This window comes from Xanthomonas vasicola pv. musacearum NCPPB 4379, assembly GCF_000277895.2.
Classification (GTDB): domain Bacteria; phylum Pseudomonadota; class Gammaproteobacteria; order Xanthomonadales; family Xanthomonadaceae; genus Xanthomonas; species Xanthomonas vasicola.
Genome location: NZ_CP034655.1, coordinates 67588 through 86569, shown reverse-complemented (window position 1 = coordinate 86569; position 18982 = coordinate 67588). Strand labels below are relative to the sequence as shown.

The 18982-nt window shown below is 63.6% G+C and carries 16 protein-coding genes and 5 pseudogenes; 12 read left to right on the top strand and 9 right to left on the bottom strand.

The features are described from left to right. Nucleotides 1-62: 62 nt before the first annotated feature. The 3 genes and pseudogenes from KWO_RS00405 to KWO_RS22795 form a co-directional block, all read left to right on the top strand. Nucleotides 63-1073: a class 1 fructose-bisphosphatase gene (locus KWO_RS00405; protein WP_010379759.1), complete on the top strand. Its 1011-nt coding sequence runs from the start codon at nucleotides 63-65 to the stop codon at nucleotides 1071-1073. A 325-nt stretch (nucleotides 1074-1398) separates the two neighbouring features. Then, a complete protein-coding gene (locus tag KWO_RS00400; RefSeq protein WP_010379758.1) occupies nucleotides 1399-1788 on the top strand; it encodes a hypothetical protein in 390 nt (129 codons plus the stop codon). Between the two features lie 349 nt (nucleotides 1789-2137). Continuing rightward, nucleotides 2138-2596: pseudogene (locus KWO_RS22795) on the top strand (PmbA/TldA family metallopeptidase); the annotation flags it as partial. A gap of 362 nt (nucleotides 2597-2958) precedes the next feature. On the opposite strand, the gene KWO_RS00385 reads toward KWO_RS22795, so the two are convergent. After that, nucleotides 2959-3606: a DUF938 domain-containing protein gene (locus tag KWO_RS00385; protein ID WP_010379757.1), complete on the bottom strand. Its 648-nt coding sequence runs from the start codon at nucleotides 3604-3606 to the stop codon at nucleotides 2959-2961. Between the two features lie 240 nt (nucleotides 3607-3846). On the opposite strand from KWO_RS00385, the gene KWO_RS00380 reads away from it, so the two are divergent. Beyond that, on the top strand, nucleotides 3847-4830 hold the full coding sequence (locus tag KWO_RS00380; RefSeq protein WP_017113471.1) for an IS5 family transposase: 984 nt from the start codon (nucleotides 3847-3849) through the stop codon (nucleotides 4828-4830). A gap of 221 nt (nucleotides 4831-5051) precedes the next feature. Next, nucleotides 5052-5321, top strand: coding sequence for a hypothetical protein (locus KWO_RS00375; protein WP_010375400.1), 270 nt, complete (start codon nucleotides 5052-5054; stop codon nucleotides 5319-5321). 101 nt (nucleotides 5322-5422) lie between these two features. Here the strand turns inward: KWO_RS00375 and KWO_RS00370 are convergent, their stop codons facing one another. Beyond that, nucleotides 5423-6217: an EcsC family protein gene (locus KWO_RS00370; RefSeq protein WP_010375398.1), complete on the bottom strand. Its 795-nt coding sequence runs from the start codon at nucleotides 6215-6217 to the stop codon at nucleotides 5423-5425. Nucleotides 6218-6386: 169 nt separating this feature from the next. Here KWO_RS00370 and KWO_RS00365 point away from each other — a divergent pair, with 169 nt between their 5' ends. Beyond that, nucleotides 6387-6860, top strand: a complete 474-nt coding sequence (locus KWO_RS00365; protein ID WP_010364633.1) for an SRPBCC domain-containing protein — start codon at nucleotides 6387-6389, stop codon at nucleotides 6858-6860. Nucleotides 6861-7203: 343 nt separating this feature from the next. Here KWO_RS00365 and proP read toward each other — a convergent pair whose 3' ends face one another. From proP to KWO_RS00335, 5 genes and pseudogenes are all read right to left on the bottom strand, one after another. After that, a complete protein-coding gene (gene proP, locus KWO_RS00360; protein WP_010364635.1) occupies nucleotides 7204-8694 on the bottom strand; it encodes a glycine betaine/L-proline transporter ProP in 1491 nt (496 codons plus the stop codon). 648 nt (nucleotides 8695-9342) lie between these two features. Further along, nucleotides 9343-9672 carry a thioredoxin family protein gene (locus tag KWO_RS00350; RefSeq protein ID WP_010364642.1) on the bottom strand — a complete coding sequence of 110 codons (330 nt, stop codon included), beginning with the start codon at nucleotides 9670-9672 and terminating at the stop codon, nucleotides 9343-9345. A gap of 20 nt (nucleotides 9673-9692) precedes the next feature. Beyond that, a complete protein-coding gene (locus KWO_RS00345; protein ID WP_010364644.1) occupies nucleotides 9693-10091 on the bottom strand; it encodes a host attachment family protein in 399 nt (132 codons plus the stop codon). 103 nt (nucleotides 10092-10194) lie between these two features. Next, nucleotides 10195-11330 (bottom strand): annotated as a pseudogene (locus tag KWO_RS00340) (alpha/beta hydrolase). 282 nt (nucleotides 11331-11612) lie between these two features. Then, a complete protein-coding gene (locus KWO_RS00335; RefSeq protein ID WP_010364647.1) occupies nucleotides 11613-12098 on the bottom strand; it encodes an NUDIX domain-containing protein in 486 nt (161 codons plus the stop codon). A 178-nt stretch (nucleotides 12099-12276) separates the two neighbouring features. On the opposite strand from KWO_RS00335, the pseudogene KWO_RS00330 reads away from it, so the two are divergent. Both KWO_RS00330 and KWO_RS00325 read left to right on the top strand, forming a co-directional pair. Next, nucleotides 12277-13349, top strand: a pseudogene (locus KWO_RS00330) (M4 family metallopeptidase). Continuing rightward, nucleotides 13346-13657, top strand: a complete 312-nt coding sequence (locus tag KWO_RS00325; RefSeq protein ID WP_010364649.1) for a protealysin inhibitor emfourin — start codon at nucleotides 13346-13348, stop codon at nucleotides 13655-13657. Before KWO_RS00330 ends, KWO_RS00325 begins: the two are co-directional and overlap by 4 nt. 300 nt (nucleotides 13658-13957) lie before the next feature. On the opposite strand, the pseudogene KWO_RS22375 reads toward KWO_RS00325, so the two are convergent. Next, nucleotides 13958-14134 (bottom strand): annotated as a pseudogene (locus KWO_RS22375) (SRPBCC family protein); the annotation flags it as partial. Here KWO_RS22375 and KWO_RS22790 point away from each other — a divergent pair. Then, nucleotides 14096-14712 (top strand): annotated as a pseudogene (locus tag KWO_RS22790) (NAD(P)H-dependent oxidoreductase). The pseudogenes KWO_RS22375 and KWO_RS22790 sit on opposite strands and share 39 nt — an antisense overlap. 204 nt (nucleotides 14713-14916) lie before the next feature. Here the strand turns inward: KWO_RS22790 and KWO_RS00315 are convergent. Then, complete coding sequence (locus tag KWO_RS00315; protein WP_017112498.1) at nucleotides 14917-15621, bottom strand: hypothetical protein; 705 nt, start codon at nucleotides 15619-15621, stop codon at nucleotides 14917-14919. Between the two features lie 546 nt (nucleotides 15622-16167). On the opposite strand from KWO_RS00315, the gene KWO_RS00310 reads away from it, so the two are divergent. From KWO_RS00310 to KWO_RS00300, 3 genes are all read left to right on the top strand, one after another. Then, nucleotides 16168-16464, top strand: a complete 297-nt coding sequence (locus tag KWO_RS00310; RefSeq protein WP_010375385.1) for a XapX domain-containing protein — start codon at nucleotides 16168-16170, stop codon at nucleotides 16462-16464. Nucleotides 16465-16557: 93 nt separating this feature from the next. Continuing rightward, nucleotides 16558-17550, top strand: a complete 993-nt coding sequence (locus KWO_RS00305) for a VOC family protein (protein ID WP_010375383.1) — start codon at nucleotides 16558-16560, stop codon at nucleotides 17548-17550. A 5-nt stretch (nucleotides 17551-17555) separates the two neighbouring features. Continuing rightward, the gene (locus tag KWO_RS00300) at nucleotides 17556-18953 is read left to right on the top strand and encodes an alginate export family protein (protein WP_010375381.1); all 1398 of its coding nucleotides are present in this window, start codon (nucleotides 17556-17558) and stop codon (nucleotides 18951-18953) included. Nucleotides 18954-18982 lie beyond the last annotated feature (29 nt).

Sequence of the window (18982 nt, the reverse complement as noted above, 5' to 3'; positions counted from 1 at the left end):
TCGAAATCTAACGCTGCAATAGCGACAATAGCGGCCCACTTCCTACACAGGCTGCCCGTTCCATGTCGCGCCCCTCGCTGACCCGCTTCCTGATCGAAGAGCAACACGCCGGCCGTATCGATGCGGAATTGCGCCAGCTGATCACCATCGTCTCGCGCGCCTGCAAGCGCATCTCCATCGCCGTGAGCAAGGGCGCCCTGGGCGGTGTGCTCGGCGATGCCGGCACCGGCAACGTGCAGGGCGAGGCGCAGAAAAAGCTCGATGTGCTCAGCAACGACATCCTGCTCGAAGCCAACGCCTGGGGCGGCCATCTGGCCGCGTGCGCGTCCGAAGAAATGGACCACAGCCAACCGGTGCCCGACCAATATCCCAGCGGCGATTTCCTGTTGTTGTTCGATCCCTTGGACGGCAGTTCCAACATCGACGTCAACGTGTCGGTGGGCACGATCTTCTCGGTCTTGCGCGCGCCCAAGGGCACCGAAAAGCCGGGCGACGAGCACTTCCTGCAGCCGGGCACCCAACAGGTGGCCGCCGGCTACTGCATCTACGGCCCCAGCACCATGCTTGTGCTCACGCTGGGCCACGGCACCCACGCCTTCACGCTGGAGCGCGAAGAAGGCAGCTTCCTGCTGACCCAGGCCAACATGCGCGTGCCCGAAGACACTGCCGAATACGCCATCAACATGTCCAACCAGCGCCACTGGGAACCGGCAATGCAGGCGTATGTCGGCGACCTGCTGGCCGGCAAGGACGGCACGCGCGGCAAGGAGTTCAACATGCGCTGGATCGCCAGCATGGTGGCCGACGTGCACCGCATCCTCACCCGCGGCGGCATCTTCATCTACCCTTGGGACAAGAGGGACGCATCCAAGCCCGGCAAGCTGCGCCTGATGTACGAAGCCAACCCGATGAGCATGCTGGTGGAACAAGCCGGCGGCGCCGCCACCACCGGACGCGAACGCATTCTCGACATCCAACCGACACAGCTGCACCAGCGCGTGCCAGTGTTCCTGGGTTCGAAGAACGAAGTGGCTGAAGCGACGCGGTATCACTTGGATGCGGATAAAGCGTAACAGCAGTTGCAGCTCAAGCAGTACGCAAGCTCGATTCCACCAAGACACCCGCCTAGTGCGGGTGTCTTGGTTTATGGCACCGGCTGACTGCGTTGCCGATTAAGCGGCGGGGGCTGACAACTCCATCGCTGGACCAGCCTTGGAAATACAGCGTCCGAATATAGTGACTACCTCCGTGCAGGCAGGCCTGCACGCTGGCCACTGCAATCGTTGCTGCAAACGACTTTCATCGCTAACAGCTCAACTTGACCAACGATACTGGCAGCGCTGTCGCACTGCATCGGATACTGCGTCTTCTTTTTGCCGACAATTGGGGGAACTGAGTATGACGTTAGCGAGTGCTCGCTTTCTGCTCGTGCTCACCGGCGTGGTGTTGCCGTATGCAGCACGCTTGCCATTTGGGCTGGAGTGGCTGCAGCAATATACGGATACCGGCGCAGGCGGTTGGCTGTTGTTGGTTGCGTTCAATGCGATTGCCTGGGGCGCGCTGCTCGGCATCAGCTTCTTGTACCGGCGGCCGATTGCATTGTTGGTGCCGTGCCTGATCGGTTTCGGCGCGCTCGCCTGGGCGCATGCCACGCTGGATTTGCACGCCGATGCGCAGTCGGCGTTGGCGCTGCTCTTCATTCCGATATACGCGTTGCTGCCGAACGCAGTGGGCGGCGCACTCGGCTATTTGTTGGATCAGAGGCGCCGGCGTAGCGCAACGCACTGAGACTGTGCTGAGGTGCCGGCTTCAGCATTCAAGCGGACACTGTCAGGTAGTGCGCATGCGGACGTTTGCAGCGAAGTGATCCGTGGGTGTCATCCGAGTTTTCTTGCCCACTTCAGAGAGCGCACGCCCTGCTAAAGCGCAACTGTCTCTGCAGCCGGACCAAAGCTTGGTAGACATCGGGGCCAACATGCGCGCCAGTCACGCGTGCTCGCGTTCGCTTATTACAAGCCTAATTACGGTTTGCAGGGCGAGAAATTTTCTGGATCAAAACGAGCGGCACTGACCACACGGTATGCGCGGTAACGCTCGTCGCCTCTCGCGCTGCACGCATCGATTGGAGAGACCGCACGTGGACCGTCGTACCTTCCTCACCTTGTCCGGCATCGGTGCCGCCGGCTTATTGCTGCCGCACACACGCTTGATCGCAGCCGACCAATTGCTCACCCCGGCCGATGCCGCGCGCAACCGGCGCCTGGCCGATAGCGCGCTCACCACCGCCAAGGCCGCAGCTGCCAGCTATTGCAATGTGCGGGTGGGGCGCTATTAGCGTCAGTTCGTGATCACGCGCGAGGCGCAGGTGGTGAACGTGGTCAATGCCGAATCCAGCGGCGTGGGTGTACGTGTGCTGGCCGATGGCGCATGGGGTTGTGCGGCCACCAACACGCTGACCAGCGATGGCGTGGGCACCGCCACGCTGCAGGCGGTGGCCATTGCCAAAGCAAATGCGCGGTTGGACGGCGCGCCGGTGCAATTGGCGCCAGTGACGCCGGCCAGGCAGGTCAGCTGGAAGACGCCGATCAAGAAGAACGTGAACGAGTTCCGCAAGGCAAGGTTGCAGATGGCGTTTTCCTGGACGAAATAATCTGCCGTGGCAACGCAACGCATGGCTATGTGCATCGCGGGTTGGTCCAGAGCAGGCACTCCTGACGATGGCGTCGTTCCCGCATCGCATCTCAACACGCGCGTTGGAAATTGCAGGAGACGCGTCGGCTTGTCATTCCATGGACACCACACGCGGCCACAAGGCCGTTACCGGTTCCTGCAAGGCTAGCAACTCTTTGCACACCGGCATTGACCCGACAAATCTGCGTTTATCTGCAGGAACACGCTGCATGCCTTCGCATGATCGACAGCTGCTTCTCCATCGGCTGCGCTCGGCAAGCCGGTGATTCAACTCGTGGCCGTCATACGCCGCCACACCCGGCAATAATTGTTCGCCGGCAATGCCACGTCGTCGATCAGCTGCAATCCCACCGATGCAGCCAACGCATCCACTGCTTCGGCATCGCGAATACCCGATGCGGGGTCGCGCTCGCGCAGCATCGCGTCGAAGTCACGATTGCTCTCGCTGGTGAATTGCCCGTTGCGGTTGAATGGTCCGTAGATCGCCAGCACCGCATCGGGCGCCATCACCGCCGGCAAGCCGGCAAACAAGGCCTGCACCTGCGGCCAGCCCATGATGTGCAAGGTATTGGCGCTGTAGATCGCATCGAAGCCGCGCTGGCCGTTACGCAGCACCGGCAAGCCGGGCGGTGGTGCAAGCCCGGGGGCGGGCGTCAACGCGGCCTGCAATGGAATAGGCGGTGGCGCGTTCGGAAGCGCCGCCTCGTCCAGCCACGTCCGTATACCGGGCAAGTGCTGCGGATGGTCGCTGGCCTGCCACTGCAACCACGGCATGGCGGCGGCGAAATGCACCGCGTGCTGACCGCTGCCGGCGCCGATTTCCAGGACATGGCGACGGTCACCGAAGTGGCGCAGCAGCACTTGCAGGATCGGATCGCGATTGCGCGCGGATGCGGGCGAGAATGGCTTGGACATGCATGACCTCTGGGCGATTGGTGTGCACTGCGGCCGGCCTTCAAGGCCATGGGGTGGCGACAGGGCACCATTGCAGGCGTGCGGTCGCCTGGCATCGGCAGCCGGCCGCCGGCCGCCATGCGAAACGGTCGCCGGATATGCGATGCCACAGTGCCGCGCTACAGAAAATAGCCCTAAGGAAACTCTGAACAACTCCCCTTGATCCTGCGACAATCACACAGACGCAACGGGACAACGACGATGCAACTGACCTTCGGCGATGCGGAGTACAACGGCAAGCGCAAGCGGACGCGGCGTGAGGTGTTCTTGGCCGAGATGGACCAGGTCGTGCCGTGGAAGGATCTGCTGGCACTGATCGAACCGCACTACCCGAAGTCGGGGCAGCCGGGGCGACAGCCGTATCGGCTGGAGACGATGCTGCGCATCCACTTTTTGCAGCAGTGGTACGCACTGAGCGATCCATCGGCGGAAGAAGCACTGTACGACACGGTGTCGATGCGCCGTTTTGCGAAGATCGGCGGGCTGGATGAGGTGCCGGATGAAACGACGATTCTCAACTTCCGGCATTTGCTGGAGCGGCATGATTTGGCGCGCAAGCTGTTCAACCGGGTCAACGCGCACCTGTCGCGTAAAGGGCAGAGTCTGCGGGGCGGGACGATCGTGGATGCCACGATCATTGCGGCGCCAAGTTCGACCAAGAACAAGGATGGCGAGCGCGATCCGGACATGCACCAGACCAAGAAGGGCAACCAGTACTTCTTCGGGATGAAGGCGCACATCGGGGTGGACGATGAGTCGGGCCTGGTGCACCACGTGGAATGCACGGCGGCCAACGCAGCGGACATCACGCAGGCGCACAAGCTGCTGCACGGCAAGGAAGACACTGTGAGCGGCGACAGCGGCTACACCGGGCTGGACAAGCGCGATGAGATGAAGGGCAAGCGCACGCTGCGCTACCTGATCGCGGAGAAGCCCTCGAAGCTGAAGCAGATCAAGAATAAGCGCGAACTGAAGTTGGCCAAGCGCTGGGAGCACACCAAAGCCAGCCTGCGTGCGAAGGTGGAACACCCGTTTCGGGTGATCAAGCGTCAGTTTGGTTACGTCAAGGTGCGCTATCGCGGTTTGGCGAAGAACACCGCACAGGTGCTGACGCTGTTTGCACTATCGAATCTGTGGCTGACGCGCAAAGCGTTAATGCCTGCTGCGGGGAAGCTGTGCCTGTAATCCAGGCAACACCCCGCAAACGTGCCGAAACCGGCAAAAAATCGGCGATTTGAGCGCCCTCAGCGCGGCGGATGCGGTTGCTTCGTTTTCCGGTCGCGTTGATCAGACCATCCCTAAGTTCGATACGTCCTTCACTAAATACGATGGGATTGAGCATGCCTACCAGCAACCGACGTAACGTTAGGAAGACCCTTGTTCTCTTCGCACTCGCCACTACCGCGATGTCCAGCTTCATTTCACCTGCCAGCGCGGCAGTGCTCGGCAATGTCACGGTCTACGGTTCAGTGCTGGATGATACAAACTCCAGCGCGACCGCTCCTTCCAATAAGGCCGTCTACAAATACCTGTGGAATGCTGGCTGGAGCTCGTGCACGGCCACTTATCCAGCAACCAGATCGCTGGCGCTGACGGGAGTGGTTGCCCGACAAGGCCAAAGCAACGGTTATTGGCCCAATGTCGTTGCTTACTGGGACTGCAAGAATACGCCCTGACACGCGGCCGACGACTCTGACGTACGTGGTTGCGAGGCGAGGCAACGAGGACCTCGCCTCGCAACCACGCGTCTGGGAAACGCATGTGCCAGGCATCGCCCTCAACGCGGCGGCGACAATGCCTCATACGCACGCCGTACCGCATCTTCGCCAAAGCGACGCTCTAGCCGGCGCACGATGAAATGCCCACGCGCCATCGCCTGAAAGTGGCGCATGAACACGGTATTGAGCGTGGCGCCACTGACCGCGCCGACCAGCGGCACGGCCTGCACGGCCAGCTTTTCGCCCACATTCACCGAAAACTTCGCCGCGACGCGCGACACCAGCGAGACCAGCGCTGGCGCGCCCTTGCTGGCGAAGCCGTGCGCGGCCACATAGCTGGCCGCAGCGCTCAGTTGCTGCGCCATCGCCGCACGGACTGCGAAATAGCCCGATTCGGCGCCATCGTCGCTGGCACTGCGGCCGCCATGTGCCAGCACTTCCAGGCAGGCCAGCGCGGTTTCCGGCTCGTGCAGCGATTCGCCTTCTGCACGGGCAATATCGGCGATGGAGCGCAGCATCACCGTGGTGGTCACCGGCAGCTCCACCATCAAGCCCGGCAGGCCGAAAAAGCCACCTGCACCGCCGGCCACTGCCACGGCCAGCGTGTGCCGCGCGGTGGATGCAGGCTGCTGCGCATCGGTCTTGCCACGCAGACTCAGTAGCGCCGATTTCATTGCGACCTGCAGCGCGCGGCGGGTCACGCCATCGATGCTGCGGGTCACCATCTTGGGGAGCCGCTTGGTAATCAGACTCTCGATCGGGGCACCCAGCGCATTGGCCAATTGCGCCGCAACGCCGGGGTTTTCCAGCAAGGCGTGGGCGGTTGCCAAATCGCGCTGCGCGGCAGCGTCCATCACCGGTATCGGAAGCGTTGTCATGCCTGCTCATCATGGTTGGGACTTGAGCGATGGTACCCAGCGCGATGTGAGCGCCGCACAAGCGAACTGAACACTGCTGGGCCTGCAGCGCTATTGGCTGTTAAAATACTGGATCATCGGCGTCCAGGCAGCGAATGCTCACCAGATGAATCGCGAGATCCGCCACAGCATCGTCATTGCTGCCGCACCCGAAGTGGTGGCTGCCGCATTGTCCGAGCCCCGCCGGCTTGCGTATTGGTGGACCCGCGAAGTGAGCCTGGCCGACGATCTGGTGCGCCTGGATTGGAGCCGGCAGGGCTGGCGGGTAGAACTGAGTATCGATGAAGGCGCCGATCACCAACTGGTGTGCTGGCGCTGCCACGATTCCAACATGCTCGATACCGACGCCTGGAAAGGCACCGTGATGCGTTTCGAGCTGCGCCCCACCAGCCAGGGCACACAGATCGATTTCGTGCAGTCCGGCTACCGCGATTCGCCGTGCAAGGAGGCCTGCGCGCGTGGTTGGCGCTTCTTTCTGGGCAGCAGCCTCAAACGCTATGTGGAAACCGGCGAGGGTGCGCCGTCGGCCGATATGCGCATGCCCGAGTTGCTGGAGCAGCATGCGCACAGCGCGCGCTGAAGGCGGCTGCGGCGAGCTTCAGCATCGCTCAACGCGCTGCGTCGATCACAGCAACAGCGTGTTTGACCTGAAACACAGCGAGCTTTCTAGCCATTGCGCGTGTGACGAACAAGAACAGCCAACAGGGCTACTACTGCGTAAACTGCCAAGCGGCTATTCGCGGCATTTCGTTAGCTCTTTAGCCGCCATCTTCGACGATTCCGGCCGTGGTCCGCCTTCCGGTTGGCAGCGATGCACAGCGCCATCGCCCGCATCGGGTATCGCACTACGTAACCCGTTACTGCGACAACACAACAATGCGCCTGTCGCAACAGACGCATGTCGTGCGAAAAACGCCAAGCGCTCACGCCGTGCGCGGTTGGCCCATCGATGATGCTGTGTTGACCGGCAACTGCGCATCCACGGTCACCGGGCTGTCGGCCTGCAACAGTGCACGCGCTTCAGCATCGCTGGCCACCGCCGGCGGCGAGCCGCGTAGCGGCAATCCTGCGGTTTCGCGCACGCACAACATGGTCACCAGGCCAACCGCCGCCGCACCCATCAGGTAGTACGCCGGCACCAGTGGGTCGCCGGTGCGCTCTACCAACCAGGCAGTCACCAATGGCGTGGTGCCACCGAACAACGACACCGAAACATTGAAGCCGATCGACAACGCGCTGTAGCGCACCGGCGTGTAGAACAGCGCCGGCAAGGTGGATGGCATCGAACTGGTGAAGCACACCAGCGCCAGACCAAGCAGCATCAACCCGGCGAAGATCAACCCATCGTTGCCGCTGCCGATCAGCAACAGGCATGGAATTGCCAGCGCAAACAGCGCAATGCAGGCGCCGATGATCATCGGCCGCCGGCCCAGTTTGTCGCTGAACATACCGCCGACGATGTTGAGCGGCATCATCACAAGCATCACCAGGATGATCAGCAACAAGCCCTTGCTCTCGGCATAGCCCACGGTGACGCTGAGATAGCTGGGCATGTAGGTCAGCAACATGTAGTCGGTGACGTTGAACACCAGCACCAGTCCCACGCACTTAAGCAGTTGCGGCCAATGCAGGCGCAGCAGCGTCATCAGGCCTTGCGCGGCGGTCTGGCGTTCGCGCTGTTCGGATTGTTCGGTATAGGCGCGAAATGCCGGGGTTTCTTCGAGCTTCATGCGCATGTACAGGCCGAGCAGGCCGAGCGGGCCGGCGATCAGGAATGGCACGCGCCAGCCCCAGTCGAGCATCTGCGCCGGGGTGACGCTCATGTGCAACACGGTGACGGTGGCTGCGCCGGCGATATAGCCGCCGAGCGTGCCGAATTCCAGCCAGCTGCCCATCAGGCCGCGATTGCGGTCGGTGGCGTATTCGGCAATGAAGGTGGCCGCGCCGCCGTATTCGCCGCCGGTGGAAAACCCCTGCAGCAAACGCGCCAGCAACAGCAATGCAGGCGCCCACAGGCCAATGCGCTCGTAGGCGGGAATCAGGCCGATGCTGAAGGTGCCCAGCGCCATCATGATCATCGTGGCTGCGAGGACTTTCTGGCGTCCGAAACGGTCGCCGAGCGGGCCGAATACCATGCCGCCAATCGGCCGCACCAGAAAGGCCACGGTGAAGGTGGCAAAGGTGGCGATCAACTGCGCGGTCGGGTTGCTGGACGGGAAGAATACCTGGCCCAGCGTCACCGCTAGATAGCCGTACACGCCGAAGTCGAACCACTCCATCGCATTACCCAGCGCCGCAGCGCCGACGGCTTTGCGCAGCATGCCGCGGTCCACCACGGTGACATCATCCAGTTGCAGCTGGCGGCGGCGTTTGAACCAGCCAAAGTGCGAACGCATCGCGCGGGCATCGTGCATAAGTGGTCTCCGTAAGTCGCGCCTCGGATTGCTCGTCGGACGCAGGCCATCGCTGCCCGCTCGCCCTGGCAACGCACAGGACACGGCACATCACGCAAGCACGGCAACGCATTGCACTGGATGACACCGGAGGCATTCCCGGACGGCCGCGTGGATTCAGCGACGCTGCAGGACAGACGACCAAGGGGTGGGCAATGCCCAGGGGCTTGATCGGCACGTTATGGTACTACAGCACGCAAATCATTGCAGGCGCGACCGCGTGCAGTGCCGGAAAAGGCCGTATGTCCAGCTGCGTTGTATGCATTGGCAAACGATGTGCACCGACGCGTCCGCTCTGTGTGTGCGTGCGCAGTGCCGTCATGGATGCGTGCGGCCTGCATCGAAGCAGTCAGTGCATCAGCGATAACGCCGGGCATGTCGACCTATTTCAGAAAGGCTGGCAACTGCTGCACCGGCTGTGAGTCGAGCGCGGCGAGTGCTCGAAACGCTACTCCGCTGCTCGCGTACCGCCGCTGCCGCGCCGTCCGCACACACCTAACCAATGCTCACTAGGCTCCTTTGGCTACGCTTAACTTCTGCGTAGGTGCGGCAATACGAAGCAATGCATCTGTCCAAGCGCGAGGCCAAGCTCAGCAATACAGGAGGTAATCAGCCTGCGTCCAGCACCGACAACATGTCCTGCAGATTCTCACGCGTCTGCGGCCGCACGGCACGTGCCAGTTCTTCGCCATCGCGCAGCAGGATGATCGTGGGCCACAACTTGACACCAAAAGAGCGGCCCAGCGGCCGCCCTTTTCCATCTTCGATCTTGCGGTAGTCGATCGCCTCGTATCCGCCCAACAGCTTTTGCAGCAGCGGTTGCGCGGCAATGCAGTGGCCGCACCAATCGATGCCGAATTCCAGTACTTGCAGCCCGGCCTGTCTATCCACCTCGCTGCGTTCCGGTGCCTGGGTGGCGTACTCGCGAACGAACCCCATTGTCTCGATACTCCGCGTGATTACGACAGGGCGCGCTGGATGTCTTCCAGCGGCAGGTTGGTCAGATCCTTGGCCAGGTCACCCACCAGACGCTGCTGGGTTTCCTTGTGCAGCAGCGGGCGCACGCGGCCCAGCGTGGTCGGGTCGGCCACCAGCACCAGATGCGTGTACTCGTGTTTCAGCGCGCCATCGTTCAAGGCGTGCGAGAGCTGCTTGGCGAAGGTCATTTCGTCGCGGTCCGCCTCGGTGAGATCCTGCGGCGCCTTCCCTGCCGGGCCATCGTCGTCGACGTTCTGCACGTCGGTACGCGCGTGCTGGCGCAGCACCACCTTGGATTCGTTGCCGGTGTTGGTGAACCAGCGCGCTTCGCCGCCGTCGGCCACGACTACCAAAGCACCCTGAGGAATTTGCAGACTCATCCGATTTCTCCTGATCAATGTTGGCGCCGCAGCTGCAGCGCCAGTCGGCCTCAACCTAGGCGAGAAGATGTAAGCAGCGCGCCTAGCCGATGTCAGCGTGGCGTTAGCGTGGTGCAGCCAACGTCGGCGGCGGCAGACCCAGGTGCTTGCTGAAGAAACGCGCGGCCACCCCCAGCGCCTGCTGGCTCTCCGGCAGCGCGTTGGTGAGGTGAAAGGCATGCCCAGTCCATCCCACACATGCAGATCCGATTCGCGCCCCAGATCCACCAGGCGCGCATGCGTGTACGCGGCATTGCTCAGCTCGGCCGCACGCGTGGCGGTGAGAAATAGCGTTGGCGGGAACTGCTGCAGCACCGCATCGGAAAACACCGGCGACACCAGCGGATCGTGGAAGTCCACATTGTCGCCGTAGTACAGGTCTTCCCAGATCGGCAACGCACCGGCCTTGTCCGGCAGCAAGGCATCGTTTACTGCCGCCACCACAGTGCGCGAATCGCCGCGGTAGCGCGCATCGCCTGCGGCGCAGAACAGCCCGGCCGCCGCTGGCATCGGCAACGTTTCCTTGGCAAACCACGCCAGCGATTCGCCGGTGAGCACGCCGCCGGCCGAACAGCCGAACAGGCCGATGCGCTCGGGCGCGTAGGTCTTGAGCGCGGCGCGATACACCGCCGCCACGTCCTCGCTGGCGGCCGGGAAATGGTGCTCGGGCCCCATCCGGTAATCCACCGCCACCACGGTCATGCCGGTCATCGCCGCCAGCGGAATGGCTTCCATCAATCCGAACGATGCCGCGCTGCCCATCACGAAGCTGCCGCCATGCAGTTCGATCAACATGCGCTTGGCCTGCTCGGGTGTGCGCGTGCGCGGCTCCACCCGCAGCACCGGCACACCGTTCCAGGTTTCTGGCGTGATCTCCACCGCGTAGCGCGTGCGCAGCTGCGCAATCACGCCCTCGGCCCAGCGCTCGGTATCGGCGCGGATGCTCGGTAATTGCTTGAGCAAGCTGGCGTTATCGGCCTTGTCCAGCGGATTGACGCGGGCCACGTCGGCAGCCACATGCGCACGCGCAGCCGGGCTCAGATACTCCGACACCGGCAGGTCGAAGGCAGGCACATGCCGGATGCCATCGGGGGCGGATGCAGCGGCCGGTGGTGCCGGTTCGGCGGCGATTGCGTGCATGCTGCACGCGGTACAGGCCAACGTGAGCGCCAGCGTTTTGTTCAACCAATGACGTGTCATGCAATGCCCTCCCAGGCAAGTCGAACCGCCAAGGATAGCGTCAGCGACCGGCTGGCATCGCGTGCAGACAACGGCGTTGCATGTAACGACGCGATGTAACGCAAATACTGCAACTACGCACACCGCAGCGTGCAATCGGAGCATCGCATCAAGCGTGCGTGAGCGTTCGGGATCGCAGCGGGCATGCGCGTCCAGCGCTAGGCGGACATCGAGATTCCGCAACCACCGGCACCGACCTGCGCCTGCCGACGGGTGGATGCATGCATCAAGTGCATCGTGCGCTCAGCCGGCGGCCGCAGTCGGTGGCAGATGCTGCAAGGCCTGCAACGTGGAGGTGGTCAGCGGCTTCGGCAGTGCGTCCAGCGCGAACCAACCGATATCGGCGATCGCTTCCGGCTCGCGCCGCTCGGCATGCTCGCTGCCCCGGATCGCGGCCACATACACCGGCGCGACCCAATGCTGCTGCGGCGTCAGCTCCGGCTCGAAGTAGCTGACGATGCACAGCACGCCTCGCAACTGCACGTGCAGGCCGGTTTCTTCCTGCACTTCGCGCACTACCGCGTGTTCCACCGTTTCCATCCAGTCCACCTTGCCGCCGGGCAGGCCCCAGTGGCCTTGCTCGGGCGCACGCCCGCGCAGCACCAGCAGCAGGTGGCCATCGGCCCGCTGGATGAAGGCGCCACAGCCAACACGTGGACGCAATTCGGAAGACATCGGCATCGGAACGCTCGCAGGCTCTGGCGCATCAGTGTCCCAGATCTGGTCCATCAGCGACCATGCGCATGCGACTTATAGACGGCCAAATGTCAATTCCACAGGCGCTGTCGCAGCTGGAATGAACGCACCCCGCGCGATCCCCACTGCACGCAGTATCCAGCGCCGGCTAACGAATTCCTAAAGTCGGCGCCCGCATAGTCGCGGGCGAAGCCCATTGTGGAGGTCGCTCATGTCCGCATTCGCCAACCCGCGCCGCGCCGGGATTCTGCCGCAATATCTGCTCGAACACGTGGCGCAGGCGGCGCCCACGCATGCGCGCCAGTGCGCGGCGCTGTCGCGGCAAATCACTGCGCAGCTCCGGCAGCAGCGCGCGCTCGGCCTGCTAGCGCGCGACGATGCGCCAGCTGCAGAAGCCGAGGCAAAACAGGCTGCCCAGGCGGTGCAGCGACGCATTTACGATGCCCAGCAAGGCACTGCCCTACCCGGCGGCACTCTGGTGCGCGATGAAGGTGCCGCGGCGACGCAGGACGTGGCCGTGACTGAAGCCTACGACTACCTGGGCGCCACTCACGACTTCTTCCAGACCGTGTACGGACGCAATTCGATCGATGCCAAGGGCATGCCGTTGATCGGGACCGTGCATTACGAGCGCGGCTACGACAACGCCTTCTGGAACAGCGAGCAAATGGTGTTCGGCGATGGCGACGGCGAAGTGTTCAACCGCTTCACTATCGCCATCGATGTGGTCGGTCACGAACCAGCCACGGCGTGACCGAGCGCACCGCCAACCTGATCTATCAAGGCCAGTCCGGTGCATTGAACGAATCGGTTTCGGACGTGTTCGGCGTACTGATCAAGCAATACACGCTGCACCAGAGCGCCGACCAGGCTGACTGGATCATCGGCGCCGGCTTGTTGATGCCTGGCATCAAGGGCGTGGGCCTGCGCTCGATGCAGGCACCTGGCAGCGCGTATGATGATCCCGCCCTGGGCAAAGATCCGCAACCGGCCACCATGGCCGGCTATGTCGACACGCAAGAGGACGATGGCGGCGTGCATTACAACTCCGGCATTCCCAACCACGCGTTCTATCGCGCCGCGGTCGCGATCGGCGGTGCTGCGTGGGAGAAAACCGGGCGCATCTGGTATCGCGCGCTCACCGGCGGCGAACTGGCCGCCGGCGCGGACTTCGCTACGTTCGCTGCGCTGACCGTCAAGGTGGCCAGCGCCGACTACGGCGCCAACAGCAGCGAAACCGCAGCCGTGCAGCAAGCCTGGCGCGATGTGGGTGTGCTCGCATGAGCCCGCAACGGCCACCGGTGGAAACAGGCGTGACCCTGCGCCTGGCACGCGAAGGCGGCGTGGCGGCGTTTCCCGCCATGCGCCGCGAGCGCCAGCTGGCGATGGACGCGCTGGACGATGCGCAGCGGCTGCACTTACGCAGTGTGCTGGATCAGTGCATGGCACACGCGCTGCCGACCCCGCAGGCCGCTGGTGGCGACCGCCGCTATTTCAGCATCGTGTGGGACGGTGCCAGCGAGCCGTTGCGCATCCCCGAAGAACATGCCCCGGCCGAAATCGTGCGGCTGTGGAAGCAGGGCACGCTGTAGCGTAGGTTAACTGCCGCAGTGTGGCTTGGAGGGATCGCTCTACAGCGACACGTGTGCCACGTATCGCTTTACCTCTGACACAAACGTAGACACCGCGCAGTCCGCGGTGTCTGTCGGTAAGCGAATGTGGTCCAACTGCGGATGCCTGCACCCTTTAAGCTGCCTAGATGCTCTAGGGCTGCACAGCTGGTGAGGCATGGTGGGGCCCACCGCGTTAGCGCGACGTGCAGCGCAGCGGTCAGTCTGAAGACACCTCCCTCATCGCTGCACTGCACCAAGCACGCGCGGCGCGGCGCCCAGTCAATTTTCTGGATGCGCTTCCACCAGATGCGCCAGCAGCATCAACGGATTCTGCCAGCCCAAATAACAGGCATGCAGCGGAATCTGCTCGGGAACGCCTTCCTGCGCCACGTGCAGATCGGTACCGCACGGCAGCGTATGCAGCTGCACCGTGGTCAGCATGGTGCCGGGCAGCGCTCGCTGACGCACGCCATTGCCGCGCAGGTGAGCGCGGGACTTGAGGAGGCCGCCGCTGACCACGCGGTCGAGCTGGCCGACCTGGCGCAGGAAGGCTTCGATCCGCGCTTTACCCAGGCCGACGTCGCGCTGTTTCAGCAGCAACCTGCACCGCCGCCAGATGTGGCGGCTGAACACGCGCGGCTGGATGGCGCCGATGCGCTGCTGCTGGTGTTCCCGATTTACTGGTGCTTGTTTCCTGCACTGCTAAAAGGCCGGATCGATCGGATGTTTACGCTGGGCTAGGCGTTTGAAGAAGGCCCGGATGGCAAGATCGTGAAGAAGCTGCAGCACCTTGATGTGCACATGCTGGCCATTGGCGGTGCGGACGAGCGCACCTATGCGCAGCACGGCTACTTCGGTGCAATGAGACGCAGATCAACCACGGCATCTTCGATTTCTGCGATGCGCAGGTTTGCACCTCGGAGTTGCTGACAGTGCCGGATGCGGGCTTTCCGCAATCTCACTTCGACAAAGCGTGTGCGATTGGTGGGCGGTTGTTTGCCGCAAGAGCATTTGCTGGTAGCGCACCCAGCTGACCCCAAGCTACAGCGCTGCGTCGTTGTGATTGGCAGGTCTGCCCAGCTGCGCAGCGTGCCTACGTGGCTGCTGCCGATGATGCTCGCACGTCATGACGTCGCTTGCATGATGCATGCTCTAGTCCTGACGTGCCACCGCATGACCGTTACTGTTGGCGCATGCAATCTATGCTGCCGCGCGTCCGGGTCGCCCACCACCACACATCACTCAAACGGCCGAGGAGACGGACGCGGGGAGTTGGCAAAGATCTGGTACAGCACTGCCGCACGCTCGTCTGCAACGACGTTCTCGATATCGCTCAAGACTCTTTGTGCGATCGCGGCCGATGCCTTGCGATCGCCGAGCAGATAGGCAAGCCGCAGATACGCTGCGCTGTCGACCAGATTCTTTTGCGGGGTGTCGCAGATGTAGGCTTCGGACAGCCCGTAATAGGCGTAGATATTTCCGCTGGCTGCGGCCTTCCTCAGTATCGCCACGCCACTGTAGAAGCGACCGCTGAGCGCGGTCGTGGTGCCGTAGAGCACTGTGGCGGCCTGGTTGCCCGCTTGCGATTCGGCCTGCAACTGCGCCAGATCCATCTTGCTCAAGCGTGCGTGCTCGGCCGGCGATGGGTAGCCGTGGGCAATCAGCCAGTGCGCTTCTGCCGGCGAGCTGGCCAGCAACGGGCCGCCAGCGATGCAGGCAACTGTGCCGGGCTGGCAGAGATACGGTGTGGTGTCGGCATGGGTGGGCGCTGCGCGCGTCACCGCGGGCTGCGGCACGTTGTCTGGTGCAGCGCTGGCGCTGACGGTGCGTGCGTGGGCTGCGGCTGTGATGGCTGCAGCTAAGTGCGCAGGCGGCGACGCATGTGTGCAGCTGCTGCCTGCCACGGCAGTGAGTGCGGTCAGCGCGATGCTGGCGAATTTCATAGGGCTGTCCTGTTGGCGTGCGGGATGTGCCGGGTTGCACATCGCCGCAGCTGCGTTGCTCCTTGGAGCCTGCACTTTGGGTGGCAGCGATGACGCGGTCAAGACCGCCGCAACGGGCTGCGTGTTTGGCAGCAGCGCCGTGTTCGCGTAGTCGGCGGGGCCGCCGAGGCAGCTGAGACCAGTGCTACGCCAAGCATGCCCCGCTGGTGCGATGGCGGCTGCAGCTGACGCATCGCCAGCATGCTTGCCCGTCTCCCCCGTTCGGGTCATCGGGGGGTGACCCGTCCCGGTGTTCTGGATTGGCAGCAAAGGGGCCAGCATGAGCACACCGCAGCCATCGCAACACGCCATGGCCAGTGCTCCCCGTTTTTGAGAGATCGCGTCGATGACATGGTCCGACTGCTCCACGCAACGCATAGCACCGGCTGGTTGTGTGCTTTCCCCGCCCTGCGGTCGTGCACGGCTGTTTGCGCGGCGGCGGCTGCCTGGTGCAGGCCTGCACGGCGCCGCCGCTGGCGTGGCGTGCCTGGACGCCAGGAGCCCGTCATGAAGCCCTATCTGCTCTCGCTCGCCGCCGGCCTGCTGGTCGGCGTAATCTACAGCCTGCTCAACGTGCGCTCGCCGGCACCGCCGATCGTTGCGTTGGTCGGCCTGCTCGGCATCCTGATCGGCGAACAGCTGCCGCCGCTGGCACGCCAGCTGCTGACACGCAGCCACACCGAAACGTCATGGCTCCAGCAGCAGGTCACGCCGCATATGTTTGGGCATCTGCCCAAGGCACAGCGCCCACCGACGCAGGCTGATGGCGCTGCGCTACCGCAAGACGCGCGGCACGACGGCTGATCGCGTTGCGTGCATGCATGGCGATGGCGCACATGCGATCTGCTGTGCAACGCGCAAGTTGGCGCGCCATCGCTGCACAGACATCCATTCCCAATGTTGGAGCGCGTCGCTGTCAGCGACCGCCACAGCAGCACCAGCACGTTGACGCAACAGCGCGCCGCATGCGCGCGGCTGCGCCCTAAGCACTCCACTTTCCAAGGAACTTCCATGCGCCTGATGCTCTCCCTGAGCCTGTCTGCTGCCCTGTTGCTGCCGGCATGCGTGCAGGCGGCGCCGCCGGTGTCGGTGGGCCCGCAATACGACACCACCCATGTGTACGTCGCACCCGACGATGTCGATGCGTTCGCGCGCAGCTTTGCAGCCACCTTTGAAGGGCAAAGCACCCGTCAGGTGATTGCCACCGTGACGCCAACGCCGAGCAGCACCAGCTCGCAGCTGGTGCAAACCAAGGCCGGCACGGTGTCGTTGTTCGGCTTCCGAACGCCGATCCCCTACCCGTTCGGGTTGGAACGCACCGGGTACCTGGTAACCGACATGGACCAGGCCATCGCCGCAGCGCGCGCTGCCGGGGCGGAAGTGCTGGTGGAACCGTTCAAGGATCCGATCGGCCGCGACGCGGTGATTGCCTGGCCGGGCGGCGTCACCATGCAGCTGTATTGGCATGACACCGCACCGCACTACGCGCCGCTGGCCACCATTCCGGAAAATCGCGTGTACGTCTCGCGCGACCGTGCCGATGCCTTTACCGCTGCATGGCTGGCGTTCTCGCACGGCAAGGTGGTTAGCGATGACCGCGAGGCCGACGCTGTGCTGATCGGCCGGCCGGGCGATACCTATCGCAGCATCCTCATCCGCTCCGGCTTCGGCGATGTGCACGTGCTGGTGACCGATGGCCACCTGCCGTACCCCTACGGCCGCGAGCTCACCGGCTACGCGGTGCAGGATCTGGAAGCGACGCTTGCGCGGGCCACCGCATCGGGGGCGAAGGTACTGGTGCCTGCGGTGGCGGGTGCGCACCGCCGCTCGGCGATGGTGAGGTTCCCCGGCGGCTATATCGCCGAGCTGCATGCCGATACCCCGCTCTGATCGACATGACAGCACGCCTGGCGTTGCTGCTGATCGCGCTGGTCTACGCGCACACCGCAGCCTACGCGCAAGCGCTGGTGCCTGCCGGCGACACTGCAGCCGCGCACCCCAAGATCGCATCCAATCGCTGGCAGGAAGATTGGTCGCCGCTGGCCGATCCTGCGCTGCGTACACAGCCGTTCGATCGTTTCAAGTTTGTGGCGCTCGGCGATGCGGCTTACGCATCGTTCGGCATCAACCTGCGCGAACGCTTTGAGAGTAATCATGCGTCGGCGCTGGGGATTGGCCGTGCGCGCGACAGCTCTCTGCTGCAGCGCCTGCAGGCGCATGTTGACCTGCGCGTTGGAGAGCACTGGCAGCTGTTCACCCAAGTGGAAGACGCGCGTGCTTTCGACCAACGCCAGCAGGGGCCGGCCGATGCCAATCGCGCAGATTTGCGCATGGCGTTCCTCGCCCACACCACGCCGTTGGGCAACGGCGCATTGAAGTGGCGCGTGGGCCGGCAGGAGTTTGCATTCGACCTGCAGCGCTTTGTCTCGCTGCGCGATGGGCCCAATGTGCGTCAGGCGTTCGATGCGGCGTGGGTCGACTACGAAACCGGCCCATGGCGCGTGATCGCTTTCGTCAGTCAGCCCGCGCAGTACGCCAACACGCGCAACTTCGACGATTTTTCCAACCACCATCTTCGCTTCGACACCGTGCGTGTGGAGCGCCACGTATTGGGCACCAACGAGTTATCGCTGTATTACGCGCGGTATCGACAGGACGCCGCCAGTTTTGTGGATGCATCCGGCGATGAACGTCGCCACATCCTGGATGCGCGCTTTGCGGGTGCGCATCGGCAGATGGATTGGGATGTGGAGGCCATGGGGCAGCGTGGACGCGTCGGCAGCAGCCGTGCGCGTGCCTGGGCCATGGGCATCAAGACCGGCTATACCTTGCATACCACCGCATTGACTCGGCGCCTGGGCCTGCAGGTGGATACCGCGTCCGGCGACCGTCATCCCGGCGACGGCCGCGTGGAGACCTTCAACCCGCTGTTCCCGAATGGGGCGTACATCAACCTGGCCGGCTACACGGGCTACGCCAACCTGCTGCTGGTCAAACCGATGCTCACCGTGCAACCGACCGCAACACTCAGCGTCACTGCGGCGGTGGGGCTGTTGTGGCGCCAGCGCACCGCCGATGCGGTGTACGTGCAACCGGACATTCCGCTGGCTGGAACGGCGGGCACCGGCACGCGCTGGACCGGCCATTACCTGCAGCTGCGTGGCGACTGGAAGCTCAACGCGCATCTGCAGACCGCGTTGGAAGTAGTGCAGTACCAGGCCGGCGACAGTGTGCGTGCGGCGGGCGGTCACGACAGCCATTACGTTGGCTGCGAAATGAAGTTCATGTGGTAGCTCGCCGCCGCAGCGCGCGGCGGCGTTGC